We start from the raw sequence: 25,883 nt of genomic DNA, 5'->3' as shown, positions 1-25,883 counted from the left end.
CGAGATACGGCAGCGGCTGGCCGGGCCGGCCGGGCAGCCGGAAGATCGGCTCGCCCGCCGCATCGGGCTTGCAGTAGGGCGCGAGCGACTCCTGGCCCAGCGGCACCATCTCGTAGCGGTCGGCATCGAGCTGCAGGGGCTGCGAAGCGTGGTGGTAGGCGATGAGCACGTCGCAGCTGCCCTCGACGAGGCGCATGGCGGCGTCGTGCACGTTCAGCGCGATCAGGCGGCTCTTGATCGGCCCGAACTTCTCGCGCAGGCTGGACACCCAGGCCGGAAAGAAGGTGAAGGCCAGCGTGTGGGGCACCGCGAACTCGATGACGTCATGGCCGGCGGACGCATGGCCGCGCAGCATGGCGCGCGTGTTCTGCAGCGCCTGCAGCATCTCCAGCGACTGCGCATAGAGCGTCTCGCCCGCGGGCGTGAGCCGCGTCGGATAGGAGCTGCGGTCCACGAGGTCCGTCCCGGCCCAGGCCTCGAGCGCCTGGATGCGGCGCGAGAAGGCGGGCTGCGTGACGTGCCGCAGCTGCGCCGAGCGGCTGAAGCTGCGCGTCTCGGCGAGGCTGACGAAGTCTTCCAGCCACTTGGTTTCCATGGGGGGATTATTGCGGCGAAGCCTGTCTCGCCGCCGGCATGCGGTTCTCCTGGAAAAACGGCAGGCCGGTGCCGAGCACGCCCGCGGACGCGTCGATGATGCGGTCGCGCGGCAAGTCGATGCCCCGCGCGGCGAGCACGTCCAGGTCGCGCTCCACCCGTTGACGAATCGCGTAATACCCCGGCACCTTGATCGGCATTCCGAAGAAGTTGCGTGCCCTCGCATCACGCGCGATGAACTCGCCGAGGTACGTCGCCGATCCGGCTTCGACACGGAAGGGCACGGAAAACTTTTCCTTGGCGTTGTAGGTAGCCTGGTCCATGTGGAACCGTACGTCGTACAGCTCGTATTCGCCGGCCGGCAAACGGTAGGCGAACGCGATGCCTGCCTCGATGCCCTCCCGGAAATCCGGCTTGTCGCTGAACACCTTGCCCAACCCCAACGGCGATGCGAAACCCGAACGCCCGTCGTACCGCCAGCTGACGATGGCCGCATCGCTCGCCCCCTTGGCGCGATAGAAGAAGCCATGGCTGGTGATCGGCGAACTGCCGGCAGTTCCAAGCGATCCGAACACCCAGCCCGTCCTGTCCTGCGGCGCGGACGCCACGGAAGCTGGCACTCCCGGCGCCACCGAGGCACAGCCCGCCAATGCGGCCAGCAAGGCGGCGATGAAGAACAGACGCAACGAACGCATGGAGGCCTCCCTTTGGGCGGGCTTTATACCCGGATGTGTCGGCCGTCCGCCGAAGGCTTTCCCTTGGTGGGCGCTTGCGTCGGGCGGCGCGGAAACACCGTCATCCCCGCGCAGGCGGGGATCCAGGGCGTTGGGAGTCCGAGGCGCTGCGCGCCGCTGGGAAGCCCTGGGTTCCCGCCTTCGCGGGAATGACGACTAGCGCGTGCGTGCTAGGCGCCGTGCGTTGGCTGTGGCCTTGCGATGCACCGGAGCGAGCCCGCGCGAGAGGATCTGCTGCGTGTCCAACAACGGCACCCTCGCCCCCTGCAACATCGCGATCCACCCCTGCTGCATCGCCTCCACCATCGCCCACCCCATCGCGAACCACGACTGCCAGAAGGCATGCACCTTCTCCTGCCCCATGGCATGGAACTCGCGCCGGTCGCGCGCATTGGGCAGGGGTCCGGCGAGCGCCATGCGGGTCAGCCGGTGTGCCACCACTTGCGGCACCGCAAATGCGAGTTCGGAGGCCTGGCGGGCGAGCTTGGGGGAGCGGCGGCGTGTCATCCGCGGGATTCTGCGCAGTGCGCTCGCGCGGCGCTGTCGGCCAAAGCCTCACGCCGCGGCAGGCTCCGGAGGACCCTTCAGTTCCACCGTGTTGCCTTCCGGATCGGTCACGTACATCGACGGCCCCTGCCCCCCGGCACCGAAACGCAGCGCCACCTTGCCGGGATCCACGCCGTGCGCGCGCAGGTGCGCCGCGATCGCCTCCGCGTCCCAGGGCTCCACGCGCAGGCAGAAGTGGTACATGTTGCGGCCTTCCTTTCCCGGCGCGGCGCCGCCCGCCCGGCCCAGCTCGCTGTCCACCGGGACCAGGTCGATCAGCCCGCGGCCGGCACGCAGTTGCACCAGCCGCAGCTTCTCGTCGATGCGATGCACCGGGCAGCCCAGCACCTCGCCATAGAAGCGGATCATGGTGTCGACGTCGCGCACGCGCAGCACCAGGTGGTCGATCTCGCGGATCCGCAGCATGGAAGCCTCCTCTCAGAAATGCACGATGCGTGCGCTCACGCGGCCCTGGTCCACCAGCAGCTCCCCCGCCGCGATCGGCAGCTTGAAGCGCCGTGGACCCGCGCTGCCGGGGTTCACGTAGAGCACGCCGCCGCGCTGCTCCACCATGGGTTGGTGCGAATGGCCGTAGACCACCGTGCCCGCCCCCGAAGTGTCCGGCGCGCGCTTCAGGTCCGCAATGTCGTGCACCACGAGGATCCTCGCACCGGCGAGCTCGACCACTTCGCGCTCGCGCAGCGCCCGCGCCCAGTCGCCCCGGTCGTTGTTGCCGCGCACGGCCGTCAGCGGCGCCAGCGCCGCCAGGGCCTGCAGCACCGCGCCGCCACAGATGTCGCCGCCGTGCAGGATGTGGTCGCTGCCCCGCAGGAAGTCCAGCACTTCCGGGCGCAGCAGGTCGTGGGTGTCGGAAATCAGGCCGATGCGGAGCACTACGCCGGATTCTGGCCCTGCCGCGCGTAGCTGTGGGTCAGCGCCTCCCACACGTGGCCGCCGGGCTCGTTCCAGTAGACGATGCGGCCGCCATGGTGCGTGTTCACCCGCCGGTCCACCGGGCCGTGCGGGGTGCTGCGGTAGGGGACCTGCATCTGCTGCAGCCGCTGCAGGATCGCGTCGAACTGCGCTTCGTCGACGCGGAAGCAGAAGTGCAGCACCGGGAAGTCGCCCTCGGCCTGGTCGAAATCCAGCGTGAGGCCGTCGCTCACGTACACCGGGCTGAACGGGCCGATGCCGGTCTCGGCCCAGGCGACGTCGAGGATGGAAGCGAGGCGCTCCGCGGCCGCGCGGCGGTCGCGCACGGGGACGATCAGGTGGTCGAGCGCGATCTCCGCCCGGTATTCGGCGGCGCGGCGCGGCGCATCCGGTGCCTGTTCGTCCAGCGACTGCCGATACGCGATGCAGCCCCGCAGGAACTGCGGCCAATCCGGCACCACGGGCAAGGGGTCGCTCGGCTCCGGCAGCAATCCCCACAGGGCGGGGTGGTGCCAGCACAGGTCGTGGCCGGCGGCGTCGCGATGCGCGCGGATGCCGGTGCGCAAAGCGCGCACCTCGGCCAGCAGCTGCTCTCGGGACAGGGCGTCGAGGTCTTCGTCCATGCGGACTCCTTCCGGCCCCCTTTTTAGCGCTGCGATACCGGGAACGGCAAGCACTTGACACGGATGGGGAAGCGCCGGGGGCGCTTCCCCGAAGGAGCGATCTACTTCTCGCCCACGGACTTGTAGTCCACGTCGGCCACCAAGTCGCCGGGAGTGAACGAAACGGTCAGCGACTTGCTGTGGAACTTCATGTTGAAAACGGTGCCCTTGGCCTGCGCATAGGTGTAGATCAGGCCGGTATGGTCCTTCTGCTTGATCATCGGGTACACGGCTTCGCCGCTGGGTTTGCCGAGCAGCGCCAGCACCTCCTGGCGCGTCGTCCTGCCCTTCACGATGGACGCGATCCTGGAATCGTCGAACTCGCTGGCATCCTGCTTGAACGAGCTGACGAACTCCTGTCCGACGACGCGCTCCTGGAAAGTGGCGAAGGTCATCGCACGCGCCGGGACGACGCCAGGGTACGTGGGCTCGCCACCGGCGGCGGCGAACACGTACGTCATCGTCTTCACCTTCTGCTCGTTCACGATCACCTCGCCGGTCTGGCGCGGCGTCCCCATCACGCGCATCACATCGTCAGGCGTGGACTTGCCGACCACCACCACACCGGAATCCGGCCGCTTGAAATCGGTTCCCGCGCAACCGGACACCAACGCGATCGCCACGACGGCGAACAGGGTGCGAATCGAAAAAGACATGGGATCACCTCCTCCTTGAAAAGGCCCGTTTGTGCCGCAGGCTCTGCTTCGCAACAAGACCCGCATGGAGGAGAGGTCCGCAACCCGTTGTTTTCCGACGACCGGCAAGCGGTAGCAATCACCGGGGCGCGGCCGCTATGCTTCGAGGGTGAACGTCGCCGTTCCCCCGCGCATCCTCCCCGTCATCGTGCTCTCGCAATTCGCGGGCACGTCGCTGTGGTTCGCCGTCAACGCGGTGATGCCCGACCTGCAGCAGGACTGGGCCCTGCCGGCCGCGGCGCTCGGCACGCTGACCTCCGCGGTGCAGCTGGGCTTCGTCGCCGGCACGCTGGTGTTCGCGCTGCTGATGCTGGCGGACCGCTTCCCGCCGGCGCTCGTCTTCCTCGCCTGCTCGCTGCTGGGCGCGGCCTGCAATGCCGCCATCCTGTTCGCCGACGGCCGCTACGGCCTGCTGCTGGCCCTGCGCTTCGGCGTCGGCTTCCTGCTCGCGGGCATCTACCCCGTCGGCATGAAGATCGCCGCCAGCTGGTACCGCGAACGGCTCGCGGCGGTGATGGGCATCCTGATCGGCGCGCTGATCCTCGGCACCGCCCTGCCCCACGGGCTGCGGGCGATCGCCGGGAATGGCGGCGCGGGCCTGCTGGCCGTGGGCAGCCTGCGGCCGTGGCAGGTGGTGGTGATCGCCGTCTCCCTGCTGGCGGTGCTGGGCGGACTCGCCACTGCCTTCCTCGTGCCGCGACATCCGAACGCCGTGCGCGCCGCGCGCATCACGCCGCGGGCGCTGGGCCTGATCTGGACCGACCGCAGCGTGCGCGCCTCGGTGTTCGGCTACTTCGGCCACATGTGGGAGCTCTACGCGATGATCGTGCTGGTGCCGGTGATCCTCGCCACGCGGCTGCAGGGCAATGCCGTCAGCGCCGGCTCGTTCTGGGCGATCGCCGCCGGCTTCGCGGGCTGCGTGCTGGGAGGCCTGGCCGCCCGGCGCATCGGCAGCGCGCGCGTGGCGCAACTGCAGCTCGCCACCAGCGGCGCCTGCTGCCTCGCGGCGCCGGTGATGCTGGTCGCGCCGCTGCCGCTGTTCCTGGCCTGGCTGCTGCTGTGGGGCGCGACGGTCTCGGGCGACTCGCCGCAGTTCTCGACGCTGACCGCGCAGAACGCGCCGCCGGCCGTGGTCGGCAGCGTGCTCACCTTCAGCAACTGCATCGGCTTCGCGATCTCGGTGGTGAGCATCGAGCTGTTCGTGCGTGCGGCGCAGGCCTGGCCGCTGGCGGCGGTGCTGCCCTGGCTGGCGCTGGGGCCGGCGATCGGGCTGTGGATGCTGGCGCCGCTGCTGCGCGGCCGCCTGGCGGCCGCCTAGGCCCTTCGCACTTCCATCAGGCCGTTCTGCGTCACGTGCGCATACACCTTCGGATCGCGCAGCGCCATGTGCAGCAGGATCTTCGGCGCCTGCCACATCAGCACCCGGTTCAACAGCACGCCGACGGCGACCAGCGAGCCTCCCAACCAGGTCTGGCCGGTCAGCGCCAGCGCGATGCCCACGCCGATCAACGGAAGGAGCACCACCATCAGCAACAGCCGCTGCGACACGTAGCGGCGCGCCAGCTTGGGATCGACGACGATCCGGAAACGTCCGGCCGGCAGGCCGGCGCGGAATTCCTCGTGCGACACGTACTCCGCGAACTGGCCGTCTGCGCCCATCGTCACATCCCCATCACTTCGGTGAAGCGCTCGCCCTCGGCGCTCTGCTGCAGGGCCCACATGTCGGCGTAGCGCCCGCCTTTGGCGAGCAGGTCCTGGTGCGTGCCGCGCTCGATGATGCGGCCCAGCTCCATCACCAGGATCTCGTGCGCGTCGACCACGGTGGACAGGCGGTGCGCGATCACCAGCGTGGTCTTGTTCTGCGCGGCGCTCTTCAGCTCCGCCTGGATCGCGCGCTCGTTGGCGCTGTCCAGCGCCGACGTCGCCTCGTCGAAGATCAGGATCGGCGGGTCCTTCAGCAGCGTGCGGGCGATCGCCACCCGCTGCTTCTCGCCGCCGGAGAGCTTCAGCCCGCGCTCGCCCACCATGGTCTGGTAGCCCTTGGGCGTGGACTCGATGAAGGAATGGATGCGCGCGGCCCGCGCCGCGTCCTCCACTTCGGCACGGCTGGCGCCGGGCCGGCCGTAGGCGATGTTGTATTCCACCGTGTCGTTGAACAGCACCGTGTCCTGCGGGACGATGCCGATGGACTCGCGCACGCTGCCCTGGGTGACCTCGCGCACGTCCTGGCCGGCGATGGTGATGCGGCCCTGCTGCACGTCGTAGAAGCGATAGAGCAGGCGTGCCAGGGTGGACTTGCCGGAGCCGGACGGCCCGACCACCGCCACCGTCCTGCCGGCGGGGATCTCGAAGGAGACGTCGTGCAGGATGGGACGGGTGGGCTCGTAGGCGAAGTCGACGTGCTCGAAGCGGACGGTCCAGTCTCTGGTCCCCTCCCCCTCCGGGGGAGGGTTAGGGTGGGGGCGCAGGGGGACGGCTCCCGCCTTGTCCGCCACCTCCCGCTCCCTCTCCATCAGCGTGAACATCTTGTCCAGGTCGGTCAGGCTCTGCTTGATCTCGCGGTACAGCACGCCCAGGAAGTTGAGCGGGATGTACAGCTGGATCATGAAGGCGTTGACCATCACCAGGTCGCCCAGCGTCATGCGGCCGTCGACCACGCCCTGCGTGGCGCGCCACAGCATGGCCACCAGGCCGATCGCGATGATCAGCTGCTGGCCGGTGTTGAGCATCGACAGCGTGGTCTGGCTCTTGAGCCGGGCCCGGCGCAGCCGCTCCAGGCTCTGGTCGTAGCGCCTGGCCTCGAAATCCTCGTTGTTGAAGTACTTGACCGTCTCGTAATTCAGCAGCGAGTCGACTGCCTTGGTGTGGGCCGCCGAATCGAATTCGTTGGCCTCGCGGCGGAACTGGGTCCGCCACTCGGTGATGGACACCGTGAAGACGATGTAGACGGCCAGCGCCGCGATCGTGATCCAGGCGAACCAGGCGTCGAACTTCACCGCCAGGATGGTCAGCACCAGCGCCACCTCGATCAGCGTGGGCACGATGCTGTAGAGCGAATAGGAGATCAGCGACTCGATGCCGCGCACGCCGCGCTCGATGTCGCGCGTCATGCCGCCGGTCTGGCGCTCCAGGTGGAAGCGCAGCGACAGCGAATGCAGGTGCCGGAAAGTTTCCAGCGCGATGCTGCGCGCGGCGCCCTGCGTGGCCTTGGCGAACACCAGTTCGCGCAGTTCGGTGAACAGCGAGGTCGACAGGCGCAGCAGGCCGTAGGCGAGCAGCAGGCCCATCGGCACCACCAGCAGCGCGGTGGCGTCGCCCGCCTTCACGTCCATGGCGTCGACCAGGTTCTTCAGCAGCACAGGCACGCCGACGTTGGCCACCTTGGCGGCCACCATGAAGGCCAGCGCGGCGATCACCCGCCCCTTGTACTGCCAGAGGTAGGGGAACAGGCGCCGGAGCGTGATCCAGTCCGTTCGCGGCGCCTTGGCGCCGGCGGCCGTCGGGGGCGCAGGGATTTGGGAGGAGCTGAGTTCGCCGCCGCGGCGCATGGGGGACAATCCGGTTCCGAAGAAACCTGCAGATTGTGCCCATGTCCGCGAATTCCAGTGTCCACGCCACCCCCGCCCCCGCCGCCCCGCCTTCGGACAAGGAGCTCGTGCTCAAGGTGATCCCCATGCCGGCGGACACCAACGGCAACGGCGACATCTTCGGCGGCTGGGTCATGGCGCAGGTCGACCTGGCCGGCTCGGTGATCCCGGCGCGCATCATCCGCGGCCGCATGGCCACCGTGGCCGTGAAGGAATTCATCTTCAAGCAGCCGGTGCGGGTGGGAGACATCCTCAGCTTCTATTCCTCGGTCACGCGCGTCGGCAACACCTCGATCACGGTGGACGTCGAGGTGTTCGCGGAGAGCTTCCGCAACCAGGGGCAGTTCGCGAAGGTGACGGAGGCCCTGTTGACGTACGTGGCGATCGACGACAACGGGAAGCCGAAGGCGATCGCGCGATAAGCGTCATCCCCGCGCAGGCGGGGACCCAGAGCTTCCGCTGTCCTCAATGCCCTGGATCCCCGCCTTCGCGGGGATGACGGGGATGACGGGGATGACGGACTTCAAAACTTCCCGTGCCGCCCTTCGCCCGCCGCGAACCGCGCCGCCCCTTGCAAGCCATCGCCCACCCGGTGCTTGCTCCTCTCCCACTCCCCCTTCAGCGCCTCCGGCAGCGGCTTGCCCCACTGCTCGTACGCATTCATGCGGTCGGCCCGCATCGTCGCCTGCGGGAACCTGCACAACTGCTGCGCTAGCGCGATCGCCGCCTCGCGTGCCTGCCCGCGCGGCACCACGCGGTTGGCGAGGCCCATCGCCAGCGCCTCCGCCGCTTCCACCTTGCGCCCGGTGAGGATGAGGTCCATGGCGTGCCCCAGGCCGACGAGCCGCGGCAGCCGCACGGTGCCGCCGTCGATCAGCGGTACGCCGAAGCGGCGGCAGTAGACGCCGAAGTACGCGTCCTCCTCCATCACCCGCAGGTCGCACCACAGGGCCAGCTCCATGCCGCCGGCCACCGCGGCGCCGCTGACGGCGGCGATCACCGGCTTGGACAGCAACAGCCGCGACGGCCCCATGGGCGCCAGGGGCTGCGCATCCCCCGCATCGAATTCGAGCTCCGCCACCACGTTCGCGCTGGCGTGCTGCTGCGCCATGCGCGCGCCGTCCTGCAGGTCCCAGCCCGCGCAGAAGTGGCCGTGCGCGCCATGGAACACCGCGACCTGCGTCGTGTCGTCCTCGTCGAAGGCGACGAACGCCTCGTGCAGGCGACGGGCGGTCTCGCCGTCGACGGCGTTGCGAACGGCGGCGCGGTCCAGCGTGACGATGGTGACGGCGTCCTGCCGCTCGATGCGCACGGTGTCGGTGTCCATGCGCGGATTACACCCCGGCGCGCGCCAGTCCGGCGCGCGACACACCCCGGGCGAACCCTCTGTCTGGCCGCGCGCGCCGCCGCTATAACAGCCGCGACACACGGACAACAAGAGGGTCCCTCGAGCGTGCAATTCCTACAGCTGGTGATCAGCGGCATCGCACAGGGCTGCATCTACGGGCTGATCGCGCTGGGTTTCGTGCTGATCTACAAGGCCACGGAGACCGTCAGCTTCGCACAAGGCGAACTGATGATGCTGGGCGCCTTCTTCGGCCTGGCGGCCATGACGTTCATGGGGTTTCCCTTCTGGGTCGCGGTGGTCAGCGCGATCGTCGCCATGGCGCTGTTCGGGCTGCTGCTCGAAACGATCGTCATCCGCCCCATCCTCGGGCAGCCGGCCTTCTCCATCGTGATGCTCACCATCGGCATCGGCTACGTGGCGCGCGGCCTGATCACGATGCTGCCCGGCATCGGCACCGAGACGCACACGCTGCCCGTGCCCTACAAGGACCAGGTCTGGAACGTCGGCGGCCTGGTGCTCAACGTGGAGCAGATGGCGGTGATCGCCGCCACCGCGGTGCTGTGCGCGGTGCTCTACACGGTGTTCAAGTACAGCAAGGTCGGCATCGCGATGCAGGCAGCCTCGCAGAACCAGCTCGCCGCCTACTACATGGGCATCCCGGTCAAGCGCCTCAACTCGCTGGTGTGGGGCCTGGCCTCGGCGGTCGCCGCGATCGCCGGCCTGCTGCTCGCGCCCATCACCTTCGTGCACGCCAACATGGGCTTCATCGGCCTGAAGGCCTTCCCGGCGGCGGTGGTGGGCGGCTTCGGCAGCCTGCCCGGCGCGATCGTCGGCGGCCTGATCATCGGCGTGGTGGAGTCGCTCTCGGGCTTCTACCTGCCCGAAGGCTTCAAGGACATCGCGGCCTACATCGTGGTGCTGCTGATGCTGGTGGTGATGCCGAACGGGCTGTTCGGCGAGAAGCTGCGCAAGAAAGTCTGAACGATGCGCTTCCTGTTCAAGACCGACTACGCGCAGGACATCCAGCTTGCCCGGCATGGCGGCCACCTGTTCTGGTACGGCCTGCTGGTGCTGCTGCTGCTCGCGGCGCCACTGCTGCTCACCGAGTACCTGCTGGCGCAGCTCACCTTCATCCTGATCTACGGCATCGTGGGTCTCGGCCTGATGCTGCTGGCGGGCTTCACCGGCCTCTTCTCCATCGGCCACGCGGCTTTCTTCGGCGTGGGCGCCTATGCGCAGGCCGTGCTCACCGGCATGGGCTGGCCCTTCCCGCTGGCGCTGCTGGTGGGCGCGGGCCTGTCGGCGGCGGTGGGCATCGTCGTCGGACTGCCGGCGCTGCGCGTCAAGGGCATCTACCTGGGCATCGCGACGCTGTCCTTCGGCTTCATCGTGGAGGAAGTGTTCGCGCGCTGGGAGAGCGTCACCGGCGGCAATGCGGGCAAGACGGTCGGCGCAGTGAAGATGTTCGGCTGGACGGCCGACAGCGCCGCCTCCTTCTACTTCGTGTGCCTCGCCGTCGCGATCCTGGCCACGTTCGCCTGCCTCAACCTGCTGCGCTCGCCCACCGGCCGCGCCTTCGTGGCGATCCGCGATTCCGAGATCTCCGCGCAGAGCATGGGCATCCACCTGGCGCGCTACAAGACCCTGAGCTTCGCGATCTCCGCGGCGCTGGCCGGCATCGGCGGCGCGCTCTACGCGCACCAGATCCGCTTCCTCTCGCCCGACCAGTTCAACATCATCCAGAGCATCGACCTGCTGCTGATGGTGGTGATCGGCGGCCTCGGTTCGATCCATGGCGCCTTCCTCGGCGCGATCTTCCTGATCGGCCTGCCGCAGGCGATCAGCTCGGTGAAGGACTTCCTGCCCGAGACCATCGGCAACGCGCCGGGCCTGAAGGCCGTGGTCTACGGCGCGGTGCTGATCGCCTTCGTGCTGTTCGAGCCGCTGGGCCTGTACGGCCGCTGGCTGAAGGTGCGCACCTACCTGCAGCTGTTCCCGTTCTACCGCAAGGGCCTGTTCAAGCGGCAGAAGGCCTTCCAGAAATCGGACCGACTCAGATGATGGCCCACCCCCGAAGCGGCCTACGGCCGCCTCCCCCTCAAGGGGGCGCCCCCAGCGGCCCGGCAAAGCCGGATCCGCGGCGGCACGCGAAGAGACACGCCAGTGCGTGTGCACGGAATGAGTGAAATTCTTTTGTCCGCCAGGAACCTCAGCGTGCGTTTCGGCGGCGTGCTGGCGGTCAACGACGTCAGCTTCGACGTGAAGCGCGGCGAGGTGTTCACGCTGATCGGCCCCAACGGCGCCGGCAAGACGACGGTGTTCAACCTGATCAGCCGCATCTACAACCCGACCACCGGCTCCATCGACTTCGAAGGCAAGCCGCTGACCCACCAGCCGCCGCACCGCATCGCCTCCCTGGGCATCGCCCGCACCTTCCAGAACATCGAGCTGTTCGAGCACGCCTCGGTGCTGCACAACCTGCTGATCGGCCGCCACACGCACCGCGTCACGGGCGTGTTCAGCGACATGTTCTTCACGCAGAAGACGCGGGCAGCGGAGATCGCGGCGCGCCAGAAGGTGGAGCAGGTGATCGACCTGCTGGAGTTGCAGCACCACCGCGATTCCATGGTGGCCGGACTGCCCTACGGCGTGCGCAAGGTGGTGGAACTGGCGCGGGCGCTGTGCACCGAGCCCAAGCTGCTGCTGCTCGACGAGCCCTCCTCCGGCCTGAACGTCGAAGAGACCGAGGACATGGCGTTCTGGATCCAGGACATCCAGCAGGAACTGGGCATCACCGTGCTGATGGTGGAGCACGACATGACGCTGGTGTCCAAGGTGAGCGACCGCGTGCTGGCGATGAACCAGGGCGAGGTGCTGGCGATGGGCACGCCGCGGGACGTGCAGATGCATCCGGGAGTGGTGGAGGCGTACCTGGGGAGCGTGGAGGATGTGTCGTCGCTGCGCAGGGAGACCACATGAGCAGCAATCCCCCCGCCGTCAGCGACCTGCCCGTCCTCAAGCTTTCCAACGTCGAGAGCGCCTACGGGCCGATCAAGGCGATCCGCGGCGTCAGCCTGCAGGTGCGGCGCGGCGAGATCGCCACCGTGCTCGGCTCCAACGGCGCGGGCAAGACGACGATCCTGAAGACCATCTCCGGCATCATCGATCCGCGCAAGGGCAGCGTGGAGTTCAAGGGCGAGAGCATCACCGCGCGCGACCCCGCGTTCATCGTGCAGCAGGGCCTGTCGCACGTGCCGGAGGGCCGCGAGGTGTTCCCGCTGCTGTCGGTGCACGACAACCTCCTGATGGGCGCCTACACCCGCGGCGACCGCGACGGCGTGGCCCGCGACATGGAAGCCGTCTACGCCTATTTCCCGATCCTGAAGGAGCGCGCGGCGCAGGACGCCGGCCTGCTCTCCGGCGGCCAGCAGCAGATGCTGTCGATCTCGCGCGCCATCATGGCGGCGCCGCACCTGATCCTGCTGGACGAGCCGAGCCTGGGCCTCTCGCCCAAGCTCACCAAGGAGATCTTCGAGATCGTGGTGCGCATCAACCGGGAGCGCGGCACCACCATCCTGCTGGTGGAGCAGAACGCCAACATGGCGCTCAACGCCGCCGACTACGGCTACGTGCTGGAGAACGGCCGCATCGTGATGGAGGACACCTGCGCGCGCCTGCGCGAGAAGGAAGACATCAAGGAGTTCTACCTGGGCATGAAGGAAGCCGGCGTGCGCGGCGAGCGCAGGTGGAAGAAGAAAAAGAGCTGGAGGTAGCCATGAGCAACCTTTGGGACGCGGCGACCCTGGCCGACCGGCACGCGGAAGGCATCGCCGGCGAGACGCTGCCGCAGATGTTCTGGAACGGCGTGCGCGAACGCGCAGGCCGCACCTGCATGCGGCAGAAGGAACTGGGCATCTGGCGCAGCTGGAGCTGGACGCAGGTGGGCGACGTCGTCGCCGAGATCGCCGGCGGCCTGATGGCGCTCGGCTTCCAGCCGCGCGACACCGCCTCCATCCTGTGCAACACCAGGGCCGAATGGGTGTGGGCCGACCTCGCCATCCACTCCTGCGGCGGCATCGTCAACGGCATCTATCCCACCGACGCGGCGGTGCAGGTGCATTACCTGTGCTCGGACTCCGGCACCGGCATCCTGTTCGTCGAGGACGAGGAGCAGCTGGACAAGGCGCTGGAAGTGCGCGGCGAACTGCCGCTGCTGCGCAAGGTGGTGGTGATGGACATGAAGGGCCTGCGCGAACTGCGCGATCCCGGCGTGATCGGCCTGGAGGAGCTGCGCGCGCTGGGCCGCGAGTACAACCGCGCCCATCCCGACGACGTCGCACGGCGCTCCGCCGCCACGCAGCCCGGTGAACTCGCGCTGCTGGTCTACACCTCGGGAACGACCGGCCGGCCCAAGGGCGCGATGCACAGCCACGCGGGCCTCCTGTACGAGCTGCGCGCCTACGCGAAGGTGATCCCGGCGGAGAGCGAAGGCGACCGCATGTGCTTCCTGCCGCTTTGCCACATCGCCGAGCGCATGGGCGGCGAATACCTGCCGCTGTACTACGGCATCACCATCAACTTCGTCGAGAACCCGGAGACGGTGCCGGAGAACGTGCGCGAGATCCAGCCCACCGTGCTGTTCGCGGTACCGCGCGTCTGGGAGAAGTTCTATTCGGGCGTGATGATCGCGCTGAAGGAAGCGACGTTCCTGCAGCAGGCCTCCTACCAGTGGGGCATAGCCGTCGGCATGCAGGTGGTCGACAAGGTGCTGGCCGGCCAGCCGGTGCCCGCCTCTCTGCGCCTGCGCTTTCGCCTCGCGCGCCTGCTGGCGCTGGACAACGTGCGCAAGCTGATGGGCATCCACCGCGCGCGTTACCTGCTCACGGGCGCCGCGCCGATCGCGCCGGACCTGATCAAGTGGTACCTCGCGCTCGGCGTGCCGATGCTGGAGGCCTGGGGCATGACGGAGACCTGCGGCGCTTCGAGCTGCGTGCCGGCCCAGCGCATCAAGCTCGGCTCCATCGGCCCGGCGGGCCCGCACAACGAGATGCGCATCGACCCGGCCACCGGCGAGATCCAGGTGAAGGGACCCAACATTTTCATGGGCTACCTGAACCAGCCGGAGAAGACGGCCGAATCCTTCACCGGCGACGGCTGGTTCCGCACCGGCGACGTCGGCGCTGTCGACGCGGACGGCTACTTCCGCATCACCGACCGCATGAAGGACATCATCATCACCGCGGGCGGCAAGAACATCACGCCCAGCGAATTCGAGAACGAGCTGAAGTTCTCGCCCTACATCACCGACGCCGTCGTGATCGGCGACAAGCGCCCCTTCCTCACGGTGATCGTGATGATCGACCAGGAGAACGTGGAGAAGTACGCGCAGGACCACGACGTGCCCTTCTCCAGCTACGCCAGCCTCACGCGCGCGCCGCAGGTGCAGGAGCTGATCCAGTCGGAACTCGATCGCGTCAACCGGAAATTCGCCCGGGTGGAGCAGGTGAAGAAGTTCTACCTGCTGGACACGCAGCTCACCGCGGAAGACGAGGAGCTGACGCCCACGATGAAGCTGAAGCGACAGCTGGTGCAGACCAAGTACGCGCCGCAGATCGAGGCGATGTATCACTGACCGAGTGCCTTGTCATTGCGGGCTTGACCCGCAATCCATGGATCCCGGCTCGAGGCCGGGATGACAAGGATGCTGGTCACTACCTAATGGAAACCGCGATTGACGCTCTGCCGGCCCGCAAGAATCCTCTTCCATCCCTTCCAACAAGGAGACGAACCGTGACCAAGCTCCCCTCACTCGTCCTGGCCGCGCTGGCCCTCGCCTGCGGGGCGGCGGGCGCGCAGAACGCCAACCAGGGCGTCGGCAAGAACGAGATCGTGCTCGGGTCGATCCAGGACCTGTCGGGCCCGATCGCCGGCTTCGGCAAGCAGGTGCGGCTGGGCATGATCCTGCGCGTCGACGAGATCAACGAGCAGGGCGGCATCAACGGTCGCAGGATCAAGCTGGTGGTCGAGGACTCCGCCTACGACCCCAAGAAGGCCGTGCTCGCCGCGCAGAAGCTGGTGAACCAGGACAAGATCTTCGCGATGGTCGGCCACATCGGCACGGCGCAGAACATGGCGGCGATGCCGGTGCAGTTCGAGAAGAACGTGATCAACTTCTTCCCGGTGACGGCCGCGCGCGAGATGTACGAGCCCTTCCACCGCCTGAAGTACTCCTTCGCCGCCACCTACTACGACCAGATGCGCACGGTGGTGCCCAAGCTGGCCAAGGACAAGGGCGCCAGGAAGGTCTGCACCATGTACCAGGACGACGAGTTCGGCCTGGAAGTGATGCGCGGCGCCGAAGCGGGCCTCAAGGCCGCCGGCATGGAACTGGCGGAGAAGACGACCTACAAGCGCGGCGCCACCGACTTCTCGTCGCAGGTCGCGAAGCTGAAGTCCGCCGGCTGCGACATGGTGGTGCTGGGCACCATCATCCGCGAGACCATCGGCGCGATCGGCGAGGCCCGCAAGACCGGCTACAACCCCGTCTTCGTGGGCTCCAGCGCGTCGTACACGGACCTGATCCACAAGCTCGGCGGCAAGGCGATGGACGGCCTCTACGCCACCCACACCGCCCAGCATCCCTACCTGGACGAGTCTTCGCAGCCGATCCGCTTCTGGGCCAACAAGTACAAGACCAGGTTCAACGAGGATCCCACGGTGTTCTCGGTGTACGGCTACCAGGCGATCGATTCCTTCGCGAAGGCGGCGGCCAAGGCAGGCCCCAACCTTTCCACGGAGGGCTTCATCAAGGCCATGGACACCATGACCTACGAGCCCGACATGTTCGGCAGCCCGGAGATGAAGTTCGGCCCCAAGAAGCGCCTGGGCAACGAGCTGTCGCGCATGTCGCAGTTGCAGGATGGGCGGTGGAAGGTGGTGTCGGATTACGTCAGGCCGTGACCCCACCCTTGTCATTGCGGGCTTGACCCGCAATCCATGGGTCCCGGGTCAAGCCCGGGATGACAAGATCGCGGAAGGCCGCCCCCAGTAGGCGGCCTTTTTGCTACCCTCGCCCGGATGAGTTCGCCCAACCCGCTCAGGAAGCCGGAGCTCGAGTACAAGTCGCTGCTGGTGCTGGTGGCACTGGCCTCGCTGCTGTTCGCGCTGATCATCTGGCCCTTCTTCGGCGCGGTCTGCTGGGCCGTGTTCATCGCCATCGTGTTCTGGCCCATGCACCAGCGCTTCCTGCGCGGCAGCCACGGGCACGCCAACATGGCGGCGGCGGCCTCGCTCACGGTGATCCTGCTGATCGTGATCCTGCCGGCGTCGCTGCTCGCGGCATCGGTCACGCAGGAGGCCTCGGTGCTGGTCGACAAGATGCGCTCCGGGGAGATCCAGCTCGCCTCCTACTTCCAGAAAGCCATCGAGGCGCTGCCCGAGTGGGCGCGCTCCATGCTCCAGCGCTTCGGCCTGACGGACCTCAGCCAGATGCAACAGCGCATCCTCGCCGCGCTCTCCAGCAGCGGCCAGGTCGTGACCTCGCGCGTGATGAGCATCGGCCAGGTGACGCTGGACTTCATCGTCGCCTTCTTCGTGATGCTGTACGTGGTGTTTTTCCTGTTCCGCGACGGCGAGAAGCTCACGCGCGGCATCGCCCGCTCGATTCCGCTGGAGCCCATGCACACCGAGCGCCTGCTGCGGCAGTTCGCCACCGTCGTGCGCGCCACCGTCAAGGGCAACATCGTGGTGGCGCTGGTGCAGGGCGCGCTGGGCGGCATCGCCTTCGCGGTGCTGGGCGTGCCGGGCGCGGTGCTGTGGGGTGCCGTGATGGCGCTGTTCTCGCTGCTGCCCGCCGTCGGCGCGGTGATGGTGTGGGGGCCGGTGGCGGCCTGGTTCTTCTTCAATGGCCAGCTGCTGCAGGCCATCGGGCTCACGCTGTGGGGCGGAGTGGTGATCGGCCTCGTCGACAACGTCCTGCGCCCCATCCTGGTCGGCAAGGACACGCGCATGCCCGACTACCTGGTGCTGGTCGCCACGCTGGGCGGCATCGTGGTGTTCGGCCTCAACGGTTTCGTGATCGGCCCGGTGATCGCGGCGGTCTTCCTGGTGAGCTGGGACATGCTGGCGGCCCTGCGACAGCAGAGCCGCGTTCCGCCGCCGGCGCCGCCTCCCAGCTAGCCGTCATCCCCGCGCAGGCGGGGACCCAGAGCTTCCGTATTCCGAATGCCCTGGATCCCCGCCTGCGCGGGGATGACGGGGAGTCGCAACACGCCCGCGGCGGGCGATGCTAACTTCGCCGGATGCCCCCGGCCTCCCCTCCCCAGCTCGACCGCCGCTCCGTCCTGATGGCCTTCAGCGGCCTGCTCCTCGCCCTCCTTCTCGGCGCCCTGGACCAGACCATCGTCGGCACCGCGCTGCCCATGATCGTGGGCGAGCTCGGCAGCCTGGAGCGCCTCTCGTGGGTGGTCACCTCCTACCTGCTGGCGCAGACGGTCATCACGCCGATCTACGGCAAGCTCGGCGACCTGTACGGCCGCAAGAAGATGCTGCAGATCGCGGTGGTGCTGTTCCTCGCCGGCTCCGCGCTGTGCGGCGCCAGCCGCAACATGATGGAGCTGATCGTCTTCCGCGCGATCCAGGGCCTGGGCGGCGGCGGCCTGATGATCACCGCGATGGCGGTGGTGGGCGACATCATCCCGCCGCGCGACCGCGGCCGCTACCAGGGCCTGTTCGGCGCCGTGTTCGGCCTCGCCAGCGCGGCCGGCCCGCTGATCGGCGGCTACTTCGCCAGCCACCTGAGCTGGCGCTGGATCTTCTTCATCAACCTGCCGCTGGGCGCGGTGGCGCTGGCGATCATCGCCGCGACCCTGCCTGCTTCGCCGGCCCGCGCGCATCCGCGCATCGACTACGCCGGCGCCATCCTGCTGACGATCCTGCTCACCGCCATCATCCTGGTGACCGATCTCGGCGGCCACGAGCTGCCCTGGAGCTCGCCCCTCATCGTCGGCTTCATCGCGGCCGGCACGCTGTCGCTGGTCGCCTTCCCCCTCGTCGAGCGGCGCGCGCCGGAGGCGATCCTGCCGCTGCACCTGTTCCGCCAGCGCGCCTTCGTCATCGCATCGCTCGTCGGGCTCGTCGCGGGCTTCGCCATGTTCGGCTCGGTCACCTACCTGCCGATCTACCTGCAGGTGGCGCAGGGCTCCACGCCGACGATCGCCGGCCTGCAGATGCTGCCGCTGATGGCCGGCATGCTGGCGTCGTCGATCGTCTCCGGGCAGATGATCAGCCGCACGGGCCGCTACAAGGTGTTCCCCATCGTCGGCACGGCACTCATGACGATCGCCCTCGGGGCGCTGTCCACGCTCGATGCGCAGGCGGGCCTGCCCTTCATCCTCGTGCTGGCGCTGCTGCTGGGCATGGGCATGGGCCTCACCATGCAGGTGCTGGTGATCTCGGTGCAGAACGCGGTGGACTACAAGGACCTCGGCGTGGCCACCGCGGGCACCTCGCTGTTCCGCTCGATCGGCGGCGCGGTGGGCACCGCGGTGCTCGGCGCGGTGCTGGTGACGATCGTCACGCGTTCGAGCGGCGGCGCCGGCATGCCCGACCTGCAGGCACTCGCGCAGCTGCCCGCCGATGCGCGAGCGGTCTACGTGCGCAGCTACACCGAAGCGATGGCGACCCTGTTCCAGGTGGCGGCGATCGTGGCGCTGGCCGGCTTCGCGGCGAGCTGGCTGCTGCCGGAGCGTCCGCTGCGCGACACGCTGGCCGCCACCCGCGCCGACGTCGGCGAGGAGATGGGCGACGCCGTGGCGATGCCGCGCTCGCCGTCCGCCGAAGACGAACTGGTGCGCGGCCTGGCCGCCGTGATGGACCGCGACCTGAAACGCCAGCACCTGGGCCTGATCGTCGCGGAAGCCGGCGTGAACCTGCCGCCCGAAGGCGCCGGACTCCTGTATCGCCTGGGCGAGGAACAGCGCGAACCGGCAACCGCCCTGCCCCCCAGAACCCTCTTCAGTCCCCAGGAGCTGGAAGACGCCGGCCGCCTGCTCGTATCGCGCGGCTTCGTGCGGGAAAAGACGGGCGGAGGCTGGTCGGTCACCGAAGCCGGCCTGGGGGCGCTGGAGCGGCTGGCGGCTGCGCGGCGCGCGCACCTGGACCGGTTGTTCGCGCAGTGGTCGCCGGAGCAGCGCACGGACATGACGGAGTTGCTGCGGGTCCTCAGGGGCCAGCTGGTGCCGCCGGCGCGCCAGCCCGGAACGTCCTGACGCGGGCTTCCGGGTCCGCCCGCTTCCCGTCGGGCTGGCCTTGCAGTACAAAGGCAGGGCCAAGCAAGGGGACTGCCATGGGCAAATCCGATCGCGAACGGCGACACCAGGCCAACCTGGACCGCATCCAGCGCGTGCAACTCGTCGTCGGGCGGGGCGACCGCATGAAGGTCGACCACGAGGGCACCCTGCTGGAGAGGGCGCGGCTGACGATGGAAGAAGTCAGCTCGCACGAGGCCACCGAGCGCGGCCTCCAGGCCTTCGACCGGCTGCTGCAGCAGCTGGAAAAGAGCGACACCCGGCAGCCGAACGACATCGCCGGCTTCCTCACCTCCATCTGGAACCAGCGGCCCCTGTCGCTCGCGATCCTGCGCGGGCAGGACCAGTACGCGGGCGACGACATGCTGGACGTACTCAACGCCTATCGCTACGCCCGCCTGAATCTCGTGGAGAACGTCCCGGGTGGCGCGCGTCGCGTGGCGCGGGTGCTGGGGAAGTGGTCGCTGGCGAACGCCTAGAGGTGCGCGAAAAACGCCGGTGCTTCCATCCGGTCGTTCATCCCGTCGATGCGCACGATCGGGATCTTCGCCAGTTCCTCCTCGCTCACGCCTTCGAGGCATCCGATGTTCACGCCGATCATCTTGCCGATCGGCGTGTCGTTCCCCACCCCGAACGCGCGAACGCCGCAATGCCTGCAAAAGAAGTGCTGGTTCCTGCGCTTGTTGAACAGGTATTCGGTCAGCTCGCCTTCGCCTGCAAGCAGCCGGAACTGCTCCGGCCGCGCCACCGCCGGCCAGAAGCGCGTGCGGCGGCAGATGGAGCAGTTGCAGCGGAAGCTCGGTTGCGTGAGGTCGAGATCGGCTTCGAACCGGACGCGGCCGCAATGGCAGGAGCCGGCATAGGTTTTCTGCATGGTCACAAGCCTACCAACGCGCGGCCCTGCGGAGAAGCGAGCACGATGGCTTGATCCCTTCGGCCGACCACTTGGGCGCGAACCAGCTGATGAGGAATCCGGAAGCGAACGTTCCCTCCAGTCGTTCGGCACCGCCCCAGCACAGCACCCAGAGCCAGAACACGCCGGAGCCGATGGCCCAAAGGATCCAGTGGTCGATGGAGATCATGTGTTGGAGTACTCGCTTGTCAAATCTGCCGGATGGATTCTGTCAGCCTGCATGGGGCTGGCACCGGATCGAGAAGTCGACGTGGTAATGCTCGTCGTGGCGAACCCACGGCCTTCCCTTCATGAAGGGCACGTTCTGCCGAATGGAGGGACCACGCGAGGAACACATCGCGCCTCTTCATGCGGGTTGACGCCGCTGCCCGATTTCCTGCGCGAGCCCGATGAGGATTCCTTCCGGACCTCGGATGTAGCAGAGCCGGTAGGAGTCCTGGTATTGAACCAGTTCGCCAACGAGTTTCGCGCCACGCTTGCCGAGCCGAGCGAGCGTAGCGTCGATGTCATCGACGGTGAACATGATGCGGAGATATCCGAGCGAATTCACCGGAGCGCTGCGGTGATCGGCCACCACAGGGGGCGCGAGAAACCGCGAGATCTCGATCCGCCCCTGACCGTCCGGCGTACGCATCATGGCAATTTCCACGCGCATGTTCGGCAGCCCTGTGACGCCATCTGCCCAGGCCCCTTCGATCGGGGCGCGTCCCTCGAGCTCGAGGCCGAGTTCGGTGAAGAACTCGATCGCGGCATCGATGTTCTCCACCACGATGCCTACGTTGTCCATGCGCTTCAGTGCCATGATGCCTCCCTTGAGGATTAACGTAAAGTTTCTAACGCGAAGGCGACCGGAACGCTGCGGCAAGAAGTCGCACGGTGCAGGATTTCCAGCGGCGCCTTGCGGCCCCTTGCCGCAACGTGTTCCCTTCGACCGACCTGGTATACGGCACCTCACCCCCAAAAACAGCCATGGTGATCCTCCTCCACTACGGATAGAAACTCCGGGAGTCCAGGCACCTCCGGGGCGGGCTCGTAGCGATGCCACTTGAGATCGGCTCGCTGCCAATAGACGCGCCATACGTTCTGATTCCGAACGAAGCTGGCCTTCGCTACGGGCCTTTCCATCTTCTCGCTTGGGCGATCCCAAACGGGCCGGATCTCGAAGAGCTCGACGCTTTGCCCCGACACCCGGTAACCAAAGTCAAGCTCGTGACGAATGTGCGGAGGCGGCCTACGGCGCTCGATGAACTCGCCGAGAGTTTTGTTAGCGCGGGCAGTCTCAAGTTCGCTCAGGGCCATGCTCGTACCATATGACGTGAAGGTGATCGGCGGGTCATAGGCAGGCGGAATCCGGCCGATAGGGCATCCGCGTCGACTGCCATGTCAAGGCGCACCAGACCCCACCTTCGCCAGGACTACAGACGATGCGAATAGCGCCTGCGTAGCTTTGGCCGGGCTGGCGTACTCGATAGGCTTGCACGGGGTTTCGGCGAGCCAATGTGCTTGTTCCACGAGCGACGTCTCCGGATTCATGTCCAGGCCGACCCGCAAATGGAACATCAGATCGTTCAGGGAGCCCAGTACGCCTCGGCTAACAGTGCGTCCAACACGCACTGCGCACATTTCCCTTCTCTCACGCTCGATCTCTCCCGGCTCGATACCGAGGCGGTCAAGAAGGAGGCAAACGGCTTCCGACAGCCGCTTGGGCAGGGATTTCGCATCCTTGGCAGGGAGGATGACTGGCAAGAGCGTTCTCTCGCTTATGCAAAGTACAAGATGCTGCGGCCTGCGACTGAGAACGTTGGCGTACCAATCTCCAAGCAAGGCGGTCGGCGGCTCCTCCGCGCCTGCAGTGCTCTCCAAGCCGCGGGCGAGTAGTTTTTGGGTACAGCGCAGGGTCAGCATGGGGCTTCCAGTCCGCTTAACGTCGGAGTTGACTGGCACGCAGCGGCATTGCGCCGCGAGGCGTACGCTCACCAGCCCGCCTGGCGGCGCCATGCCGCCGCATGTCCGGGTCGAACGACCTGTTAGACCTCAGTTGCATTCGGGTCATTTCTCCTCCTGCCAATAGCCGACATCCAGTTTCGCCAGAAGCTCTGGTGGAACCTTTGCTGCATCGATGAGCCCAAGCGCCACACCGCGGGCCACGAGCATCGACTCAGTCACGTTGTTGTACATCGACCATAGCTCGCGAAACTGATGCTGGTCGAATGCGTGGATCTCGCGTTGAAGCTCTGATCCAAGGATCTCTTTCTTCTGCCACCGCTCAAATTGGACGTGCAGGTCCCCCAACAATCGGTCGATCTCGGTCTCATAGATCTCGCCGGTGAGGTCGCGCAGCTTCTTGCGCTCAGACTTCGAGAGTTCCACGGTGCCTGCCTGTGAGGTTTAACGTGAAGATGACCGGCACGTTGCGGCAAGGGGCCGCACGGTGCACGATTTCCAACGGCACTGAGCGGCCCCTTGCCGCAAAGTGTCCGAGTCGACCGACCTGTTATGCCTCACGCCCCGCTACTCGCCAGCAACCGCCAGCAATGCCTTGGGATTCTTGCGGGCGATGGCGAGGAGAGTGCGAGCAGCCCCACTCGGTTGCTTGCGGCCTTGCTCCCAGCCCTGAAGGGTGCGCACAGACACGCCAAGGAGTTTGGCAAATTGCGACTGAGAGAGCCCGGTGCGTTCACGGGCTTCGATAGCGGGGGAAGAAACCACCTGGGTCTTCCCGGCCTTCATCTGCTGCACTGACTCGAGCAATTCGGCTGCCAGGTCGCGCTTAGATTCGTATGCGCGCAATTGCGCTTCGGTCAGGGGTCTACTCTTCGAGGGCACGGCGGATCTCCTTCAACTTCGCGCCGGTGAGGTTGTCGGTCTTCGACTTCGCGTACAGCGTCAGGAGAACGAGGTCTTCCTGCGCGGTACGAACGTAGTCGATGACTCTCACGCCACCGGACTTGCCCGTACCAGCCCGGCTCCAGCGCACCTTCCGTATGCCACCAGAACCGGGAACCACATCTCCGGCCTCGGGACGCTCCGCGATGAACGCGGCGAACTCGCCCCGCTCCTCCTCACTCCAGTAAAGCGGCCATTGCTTCTGAAAAAGAAGGGTCTCTACGACCGTGAGCATGCGCGGACTATACTCCTAAGGCGCATAGTTGTCCAGCGGCCGGTTTTGCTGAGGCATCACGTGAAGGTGACCGGCACGTTGCGGCAAGGGGCCGCGAGGTGCAGGATATCCAATGGCGCCTCGCGGCGCCTTGCCGCAACGTGTCCGAGTCGACCGACAAGTTAGACCGATTCATCACCATTCCAAATCTGATGGGCGCGAACTGCATCGTCAGAGGCGAACTCGGCTTCTATCTGTTCGGGGCGTGACTCGATCAGGTATGCGACAAACTCCGCTACGGCTTTCCGCTGCTCCGGAGAGCAGAACTGGAAGCGCACGTTTCCAGGCCCGTCGAGGATGAGATGCCAGAAGAATTGGCTTCCGTACCAGCTGCATACCTGGGGCGCATCCTCAAACACCAAGCGCGCCAAACCTGGCAGGAAATACGCGAAGCCCTCAGGTGAGACAAAGCAAATCGGCTCCCAACCGGGGTTCCCTACGTCGTCAAAGGTCAGGGTATCAGGAGTGCGTGAGAGCAGAGTCTGATCGTGCTCCGCACACTCCTCGCAGTGCTCGTAGTTCGTGAAATGCGCCGGCCGCTTGCATGTAGCAAACGCGCGCCGCAACGCAGCGAGAGCAGCCAGATCTTGAGGCGAGGCGCTCATAAAGCGGTCTAACGTCGGAGTTGACCGGCACGCACCGGCAAGGCGCCGCGAGACGTATGCTCGCGCGCACGGCTTGCGGCGCCTTGCCGGTGCGTGTCCGCGTCGAACGACCTGTTAGACCGCATTGAGCCTCCAGTAGTACAGCACACCCAGGTCTCGGAACTGCTCGTCGTTCAGATCGCGGAGGCGGCGGACAAATGCGCGGTCAGCAGCCACCACTCGACGCCACTGAGGGTCTCGTCCTTCGCCAGCTTGCACACCCTTCACGCTCTTCAAGGATTCTGGTATTGCGCTACCCCCGGCGAACGAACTCTGAGCATCTACCAAGCACGGCCGATTGGCTCCTCCGCCGTACCATGGATCTAGCAGTTGGACCAAGTCATCTTCCCAAGAGCACACATCGCAGATCTCATACGAGCCCGGCCAATCTCCGAGTGTCAGGTATCCGCAGCACGGACAGGTGAAGCGCGGCGCTGTCATGCGGTCTAACGTGAAGGTGACCGGCACGTTGCGGCAAGGGGCCGCACGGTGCAGGATTTCCAACGGCGCCGTGCGGCCCCTTGCCGCAACGTGTCCGAGTCGACCGACCTGTTAGCCCGCAACCGCGACTGGCATCTTCCGGAGCGCCATGCGCGAGCTCGTCTAGCCATTTTCCTCCCTAGCCACTCGCAACACGCGACTAGCAATGCCGATGTCCCAGCCCATTTGCTCGAGAAAACTAGCGCGGATATGTGATGCCTTCGCACCAATAAGCATGAGTTGGCAAATGAATCCCGGAGTGGCTCCCCAGCGCCCGGGATCTTCTTCGTTCTCAGCACGGTATTGCCTCGAGAGGTATGCCTGCGCAGAAGTGGGCGTAGTAGTGATCGCTTGATCCAGATCCTCAATGGTTCGAAGCCCGGCGACGCCAGCAAGCTGAATAAGTTGAGACACCGAATCCGACTTGTCCTCTTCCTCGTCCAAGTCGTCCTCGACATCGAAGGTAAATCCAGCCGCTTCGGCAATCTCGGAAAGCTTCTTTACCTTTGGGGATGTCTCCAGGTATTTTCTCACCGAGAGCTTGTCAATCGCGATGCGCTGATCCCCAACTGAAAGCCTTTCACTAATTTGATGCACTAGCACCCCAGAGGCACTCTTTAGTGCAGAGAACTCGTCGTCAGCGATCTCGAACAGAGCGGATAAACGGGAAAGCTTGCGTCTGAGAGTGCGAGGGACGTCCTCCTCCCTCTTGTACTGGAGCTTGTGCGAAATCGCTGCCCAGGCATGCTGTAGAACCGTACGGACCTGGATTTCCGCCTTGAGGCCTCCCAGCCCTCCCCACTCGATGAGTGAGGCACGAGTATCGGACAACTGAACGATGTAGTGTGCAGACCTATATCCAAACTCGCCCGGTAACTCACCATCACTCGCGCCACTCAAGCCGCGAACAACAAACTCTTCTTCAATGAGGGACCCGATCGCTAGTGCATCGTCCTGGTAGTAGGCGATGATGCGTATGCCCGTGAGATCCGTGAGCTCGACAAGAGGATTGACGTATGCCTTGGAGGCACGGGTTATCTTCTCGCGGAAGCTCGCCACCTCCTTCGTTCGTCCTTCGATGAGGTGAACTGCAATTCCGCGTGCGACAAGTAGCTCCGTTAGTAGCGTCTGCAACTTAAGGAAGGTCTGAACAAGGCCGATTCGCACGCACTGCTGGCACGTTGATTCGGCACGTGACGCGAATTGCCACTCCGGATCCAGCGTTTTCAGGCAGTTTCGATCTCATTTTCTCGGCTCATGCTGTTTTCGGACGGACCACT

General features: G+C 66.5%; 32 protein-coding genes. 11 read left to right on the top strand and 21 right to left on the bottom strand.

The window, feature by feature from the left end; genetic code table 11:
* The 7 genes from VF522_RS00910 to VF522_RS00880 all read right to left on the bottom strand — a co-directional run.
* Window positions 1–595, bottom strand: a 595-nt coding sequence (locus VF522_RS00910) for a LysR family transcriptional regulator (RefSeq protein WP_330906318.1), incomplete at its 3' end; no start/stop codon positions are given.
* Window positions 596–602: 7 nt separating this feature from the next.
* Window positions 603–1,289, bottom strand: a complete 687-nt coding sequence (locus VF522_RS00905) for a hypothetical protein (RefSeq protein ID WP_330906317.1) — start codon at window positions 1,287–1,289, stop codon at window positions 603–605.
* A gap of 195 nt (window positions 1,290–1,484) precedes the next feature.
* Window positions 1,485–1,835, bottom strand: a complete 351-nt coding sequence (locus VF522_RS00900) for a polyhydroxyalkanoate granule-associated phasin (RefSeq protein WP_330906316.1) — start codon at window positions 1,833–1,835, stop codon at window positions 1,485–1,487.
* A 48-nt stretch (window positions 1,836–1,883) separates the two neighbouring features.
* Window positions 1,884–2,300: a VOC family protein gene (locus VF522_RS00895; RefSeq protein ID WP_330906315.1), complete on the bottom strand. Its 417-nt coding sequence runs from the start codon at window positions 2,298–2,300 to the stop codon at window positions 1,884–1,886.
* Between the two features lie 12 nt (window positions 2,301–2,312).
* Window positions 2,313–2,768 (bottom strand): metallophosphoesterase family protein, encoded by a 456-nt coding sequence (locus tag VF522_RS00890; RefSeq protein WP_330906314.1) that lies wholly within the window; start codon window positions 2,766–2,768, stop codon window positions 2,313–2,315.
* Window positions 2,768–3,430, bottom strand: coding sequence for a VOC family protein (locus tag VF522_RS00885; RefSeq protein WP_330906313.1), 663 nt, complete (start codon window positions 3,428–3,430; stop codon window positions 2,768–2,770). The genes VF522_RS00890 and VF522_RS00885 overlap by 1 nt, the downstream gene beginning before the upstream one ends.
* 101 nt (window positions 3,431–3,531) lie before the next feature.
* Window positions 3,532–4,125 carry a hypothetical protein gene (locus tag VF522_RS00880; RefSeq protein WP_330906312.1) on the bottom strand — a complete coding sequence of 198 codons (594 nt, stop codon included), beginning with the start codon at window positions 4,123–4,125 and terminating at the stop codon, window positions 3,532–3,534.
* A gap of 148 nt (window positions 4,126–4,273) precedes the next feature.
* Between VF522_RS00880 and VF522_RS00875 the strand changes: the two genes are divergently transcribed.
* Window positions 4,274–5,482 (top strand): MFS transporter, encoded by a 1,209-nt coding sequence (locus VF522_RS00875; protein ID WP_330906311.1) that lies wholly within the window; start codon window positions 4,274–4,276, stop codon window positions 5,480–5,482.
* Here VF522_RS00875 and VF522_RS00870 read toward each other — a convergent pair.
* Window positions 5,479–5,823: a hypothetical protein gene (locus tag VF522_RS00870; protein ID WP_330906310.1), complete on the bottom strand. Its 345-nt coding sequence runs from the start codon at window positions 5,821–5,823 to the stop codon at window positions 5,479–5,481. The two genes, VF522_RS00875 and VF522_RS00870, sit on opposite strands and share 4 nt — an antisense overlap.
* 2 nt (window positions 5,824–5,825) lie before the next feature.
* Complete coding sequence (locus tag VF522_RS00865) at window positions 5,826–7,712, bottom strand: ABC transporter ATP-binding protein/permease (RefSeq protein WP_330906309.1); 1,887 nt, start codon at window positions 7,710–7,712, stop codon at window positions 5,826–5,828.
* Window positions 7,713–7,753: 41 nt separating this feature from the next.
* On the opposite strand from VF522_RS00865, the gene VF522_RS00860 reads away from it, so the two are divergent.
* The gene (locus tag VF522_RS00860) at window positions 7,754–8,173 is read left to right on the top strand and encodes an acyl-CoA thioesterase (RefSeq protein WP_330906308.1); all 420 of its coding nucleotides are present in this window, start codon (window positions 7,754–7,756) and stop codon (window positions 8,171–8,173) included.
* Between the two features lie 101 nt (window positions 8,174–8,274).
* Here the strand turns inward: VF522_RS00860 and VF522_RS00855 are convergent, their stop codons facing one another.
* On the bottom strand, window positions 8,275–9,078 hold the full coding sequence (locus VF522_RS00855; RefSeq protein WP_330906307.1) for a crotonase/enoyl-CoA hydratase family protein: 804 nt from the start codon (window positions 9,076–9,078) through the stop codon (window positions 8,275–8,277).
* A 126-nt stretch (window positions 9,079–9,204) separates the two neighbouring features.
* Between VF522_RS00855 and VF522_RS00850 the strand changes: the two genes are divergently transcribed.
* From VF522_RS00850 to VF522_RS00810, 9 genes are all read left to right on the top strand, one after another.
* On the top strand, window positions 9,205–10,080 hold the full coding sequence (locus tag VF522_RS00850) for a branched-chain amino acid ABC transporter permease (RefSeq protein WP_330906306.1): 876 nt from the start codon (window positions 9,205–9,207) through the stop codon (window positions 10,078–10,080).
* A gap of 3 nt (window positions 10,081–10,083) precedes the next feature.
* Window positions 10,084–11,160 carry a branched-chain amino acid ABC transporter permease gene (locus tag VF522_RS00845; RefSeq protein WP_330906305.1) on the top strand — a complete coding sequence of 359 codons (1,077 nt, stop codon included), beginning with the start codon at window positions 10,084–10,086 and terminating at the stop codon, window positions 11,158–11,160.
* Window positions 11,161–11,277: 117 nt separating this feature from the next.
* The gene (locus VF522_RS00840) at window positions 11,278–12,078 is read left to right on the top strand and encodes an ABC transporter ATP-binding protein (RefSeq protein ID WP_330906304.1); all 801 of its coding nucleotides are present in this window, start codon (window positions 11,278–11,280) and stop codon (window positions 12,076–12,078) included.
* Window positions 12,075–12,872, top strand: a complete 798-nt coding sequence (locus VF522_RS00835; RefSeq protein WP_330906303.1) for an ABC transporter ATP-binding protein — start codon at window positions 12,075–12,077, stop codon at window positions 12,870–12,872. Before VF522_RS00840 ends, VF522_RS00835 begins: the two co-directional genes overlap by 4 nt.
* Window positions 12,873–12,874: 2 nt before the next feature.
* Window positions 12,875–14,731, top strand: a complete 1,857-nt coding sequence (locus VF522_RS00830; protein WP_330906302.1) for a long-chain fatty acid--CoA ligase — start codon at window positions 12,875–12,877, stop codon at window positions 14,729–14,731.
* 158 nt (window positions 14,732–14,889) lie between these two features.
* On the top strand, window positions 14,890–16,059 hold the full coding sequence (locus VF522_RS00825; protein ID WP_330906300.1) for an ABC transporter substrate-binding protein: 1,170 nt from the start codon (window positions 14,890–14,892) through the stop codon (window positions 16,057–16,059).
* 117 nt (window positions 16,060–16,176) lie between these two features.
* Window positions 16,177–17,277 carry an AI-2E family transporter gene (locus tag VF522_RS00820; RefSeq protein WP_330906299.1) on the top strand — a complete coding sequence of 367 codons (1,101 nt, stop codon included), beginning with the start codon at window positions 16,177–16,179 and terminating at the stop codon, window positions 17,275–17,277.
* 122 nt (window positions 17,278–17,399) lie between these two features.
* Window positions 17,400–19,367 (top strand): MDR family MFS transporter, encoded by a 1,968-nt coding sequence (locus VF522_RS00815; protein ID WP_414709407.1) that lies wholly within the window; start codon window positions 17,400–17,402, stop codon window positions 19,365–19,367.
* Between the two features lie 77 nt (window positions 19,368–19,444).
* Entirely contained in the window at window positions 19,445–19,885 is a 441-nt protein-coding gene (locus VF522_RS00810) for a DUF7673 family protein (protein WP_330906298.1), read from the top strand.
* Here VF522_RS00810 and VF522_RS00805 read toward each other — a convergent pair.
* The 11 genes from VF522_RS00805 to VF522_RS00755 all read right to left on the bottom strand — a co-directional run bounded on the left by VF522_RS00805 (window position 19,882) and on the right by VF522_RS00755 (window position 25,770).
* On the bottom strand, window positions 19,882–20,280 hold the full coding sequence (locus VF522_RS00805) for a GFA family protein (protein ID WP_330906297.1): 399 nt from the start codon (window positions 20,278–20,280) through the stop codon (window positions 19,882–19,884). The two genes, VF522_RS00810 and VF522_RS00805, sit on opposite strands and share 4 nt — an antisense overlap.
* A 10-nt stretch (window positions 20,281–20,290) precedes the next feature.
* Window positions 20,291–20,488, bottom strand: a complete 198-nt coding sequence (locus tag VF522_RS00800) for a hypothetical protein (protein WP_330906296.1) — start codon at window positions 20,486–20,488, stop codon at window positions 20,291–20,293.
* A 177-nt stretch (window positions 20,489–20,665) separates the two neighbouring features.
* Window positions 20,666–21,121 carry a VOC family protein gene (locus VF522_RS00795; RefSeq protein WP_330906295.1) on the bottom strand — a complete coding sequence of 152 codons (456 nt, stop codon included), beginning with the start codon at window positions 21,119–21,121 and terminating at the stop codon, window positions 20,666–20,668.
* A 149-nt stretch (window positions 21,122–21,270) separates the two neighbouring features.
* Window positions 21,271–21,618 (bottom strand): DUF3024 domain-containing protein, encoded by a 348-nt coding sequence (locus VF522_RS00790; RefSeq protein WP_330906294.1) that lies wholly within the window; start codon window positions 21,616–21,618, stop codon window positions 21,271–21,273.
* A gap of 84 nt (window positions 21,619–21,702) precedes the next feature.
* Complete coding sequence (locus tag VF522_RS00785; protein ID WP_330906293.1) at window positions 21,703–22,224, bottom strand: DUF6933 domain-containing protein; 522 nt, start codon at window positions 22,222–22,224, stop codon at window positions 21,703–21,705.
* Window positions 22,225–22,368: 144 nt separating this feature from the next.
* Window positions 22,369–22,689 (bottom strand): hypothetical protein, encoded by a 321-nt coding sequence (locus VF522_RS00780; RefSeq protein WP_330906292.1) that lies wholly within the window; start codon window positions 22,687–22,689, stop codon window positions 22,369–22,371.
* A gap of 141 nt (window positions 22,690–22,830) precedes the next feature.
* On the bottom strand, window positions 22,831–23,145 hold the full coding sequence (locus VF522_RS00775) for a helix-turn-helix domain-containing protein (RefSeq protein ID WP_330906291.1): 315 nt from the start codon (window positions 23,143–23,145) through the stop codon (window positions 22,831–22,833).
* Window positions 23,129–23,440: a type II toxin-antitoxin system RelE/ParE family toxin gene (locus tag VF522_RS00770; protein ID WP_330906289.1), complete on the bottom strand. Its 312-nt coding sequence runs from the start codon at window positions 23,438–23,440 to the stop codon at window positions 23,129–23,131. The genes VF522_RS00775 and VF522_RS00770 overlap by 17 nt, the downstream gene beginning before the upstream one ends.
* Window positions 23,441–23,601: 161 nt before the next feature.
* The gene (locus VF522_RS00765; protein ID WP_330906288.1) at window positions 23,602–24,084 is read right to left on the bottom strand and encodes a hypothetical protein; all 483 of its coding nucleotides are present in this window, start codon (window positions 24,082–24,084) and stop codon (window positions 23,602–23,604) included.
* Window positions 24,085–24,198: 114 nt separating this feature from the next.
* Window positions 24,199–24,564, bottom strand: a complete 366-nt coding sequence (locus tag VF522_RS00760) for a CPCC family cysteine-rich protein (RefSeq protein ID WP_330906319.1) — start codon at window positions 24,562–24,564, stop codon at window positions 24,199–24,201.
* A gap of 162 nt (window positions 24,565–24,726) precedes the next feature.
* Complete coding sequence (locus tag VF522_RS00755) at window positions 24,727–25,770, bottom strand: hypothetical protein (protein WP_330906287.1); 1,044 nt, start codon at window positions 25,768–25,770, stop codon at window positions 24,727–24,729.
* Window positions 25,771–25,883: the final 113 nt, after the last annotated feature.

It is taken from the genome of Ramlibacter sp. (assembly GCF_036383835.1).
In the GTDB taxonomy this organism is placed as follows: Bacteria; Pseudomonadota; Gammaproteobacteria; order Burkholderiales; family Burkholderiaceae_C; genus Ramlibacter.
This window is presented reverse-complemented; position numbering and strand designations above follow the sequence as displayed.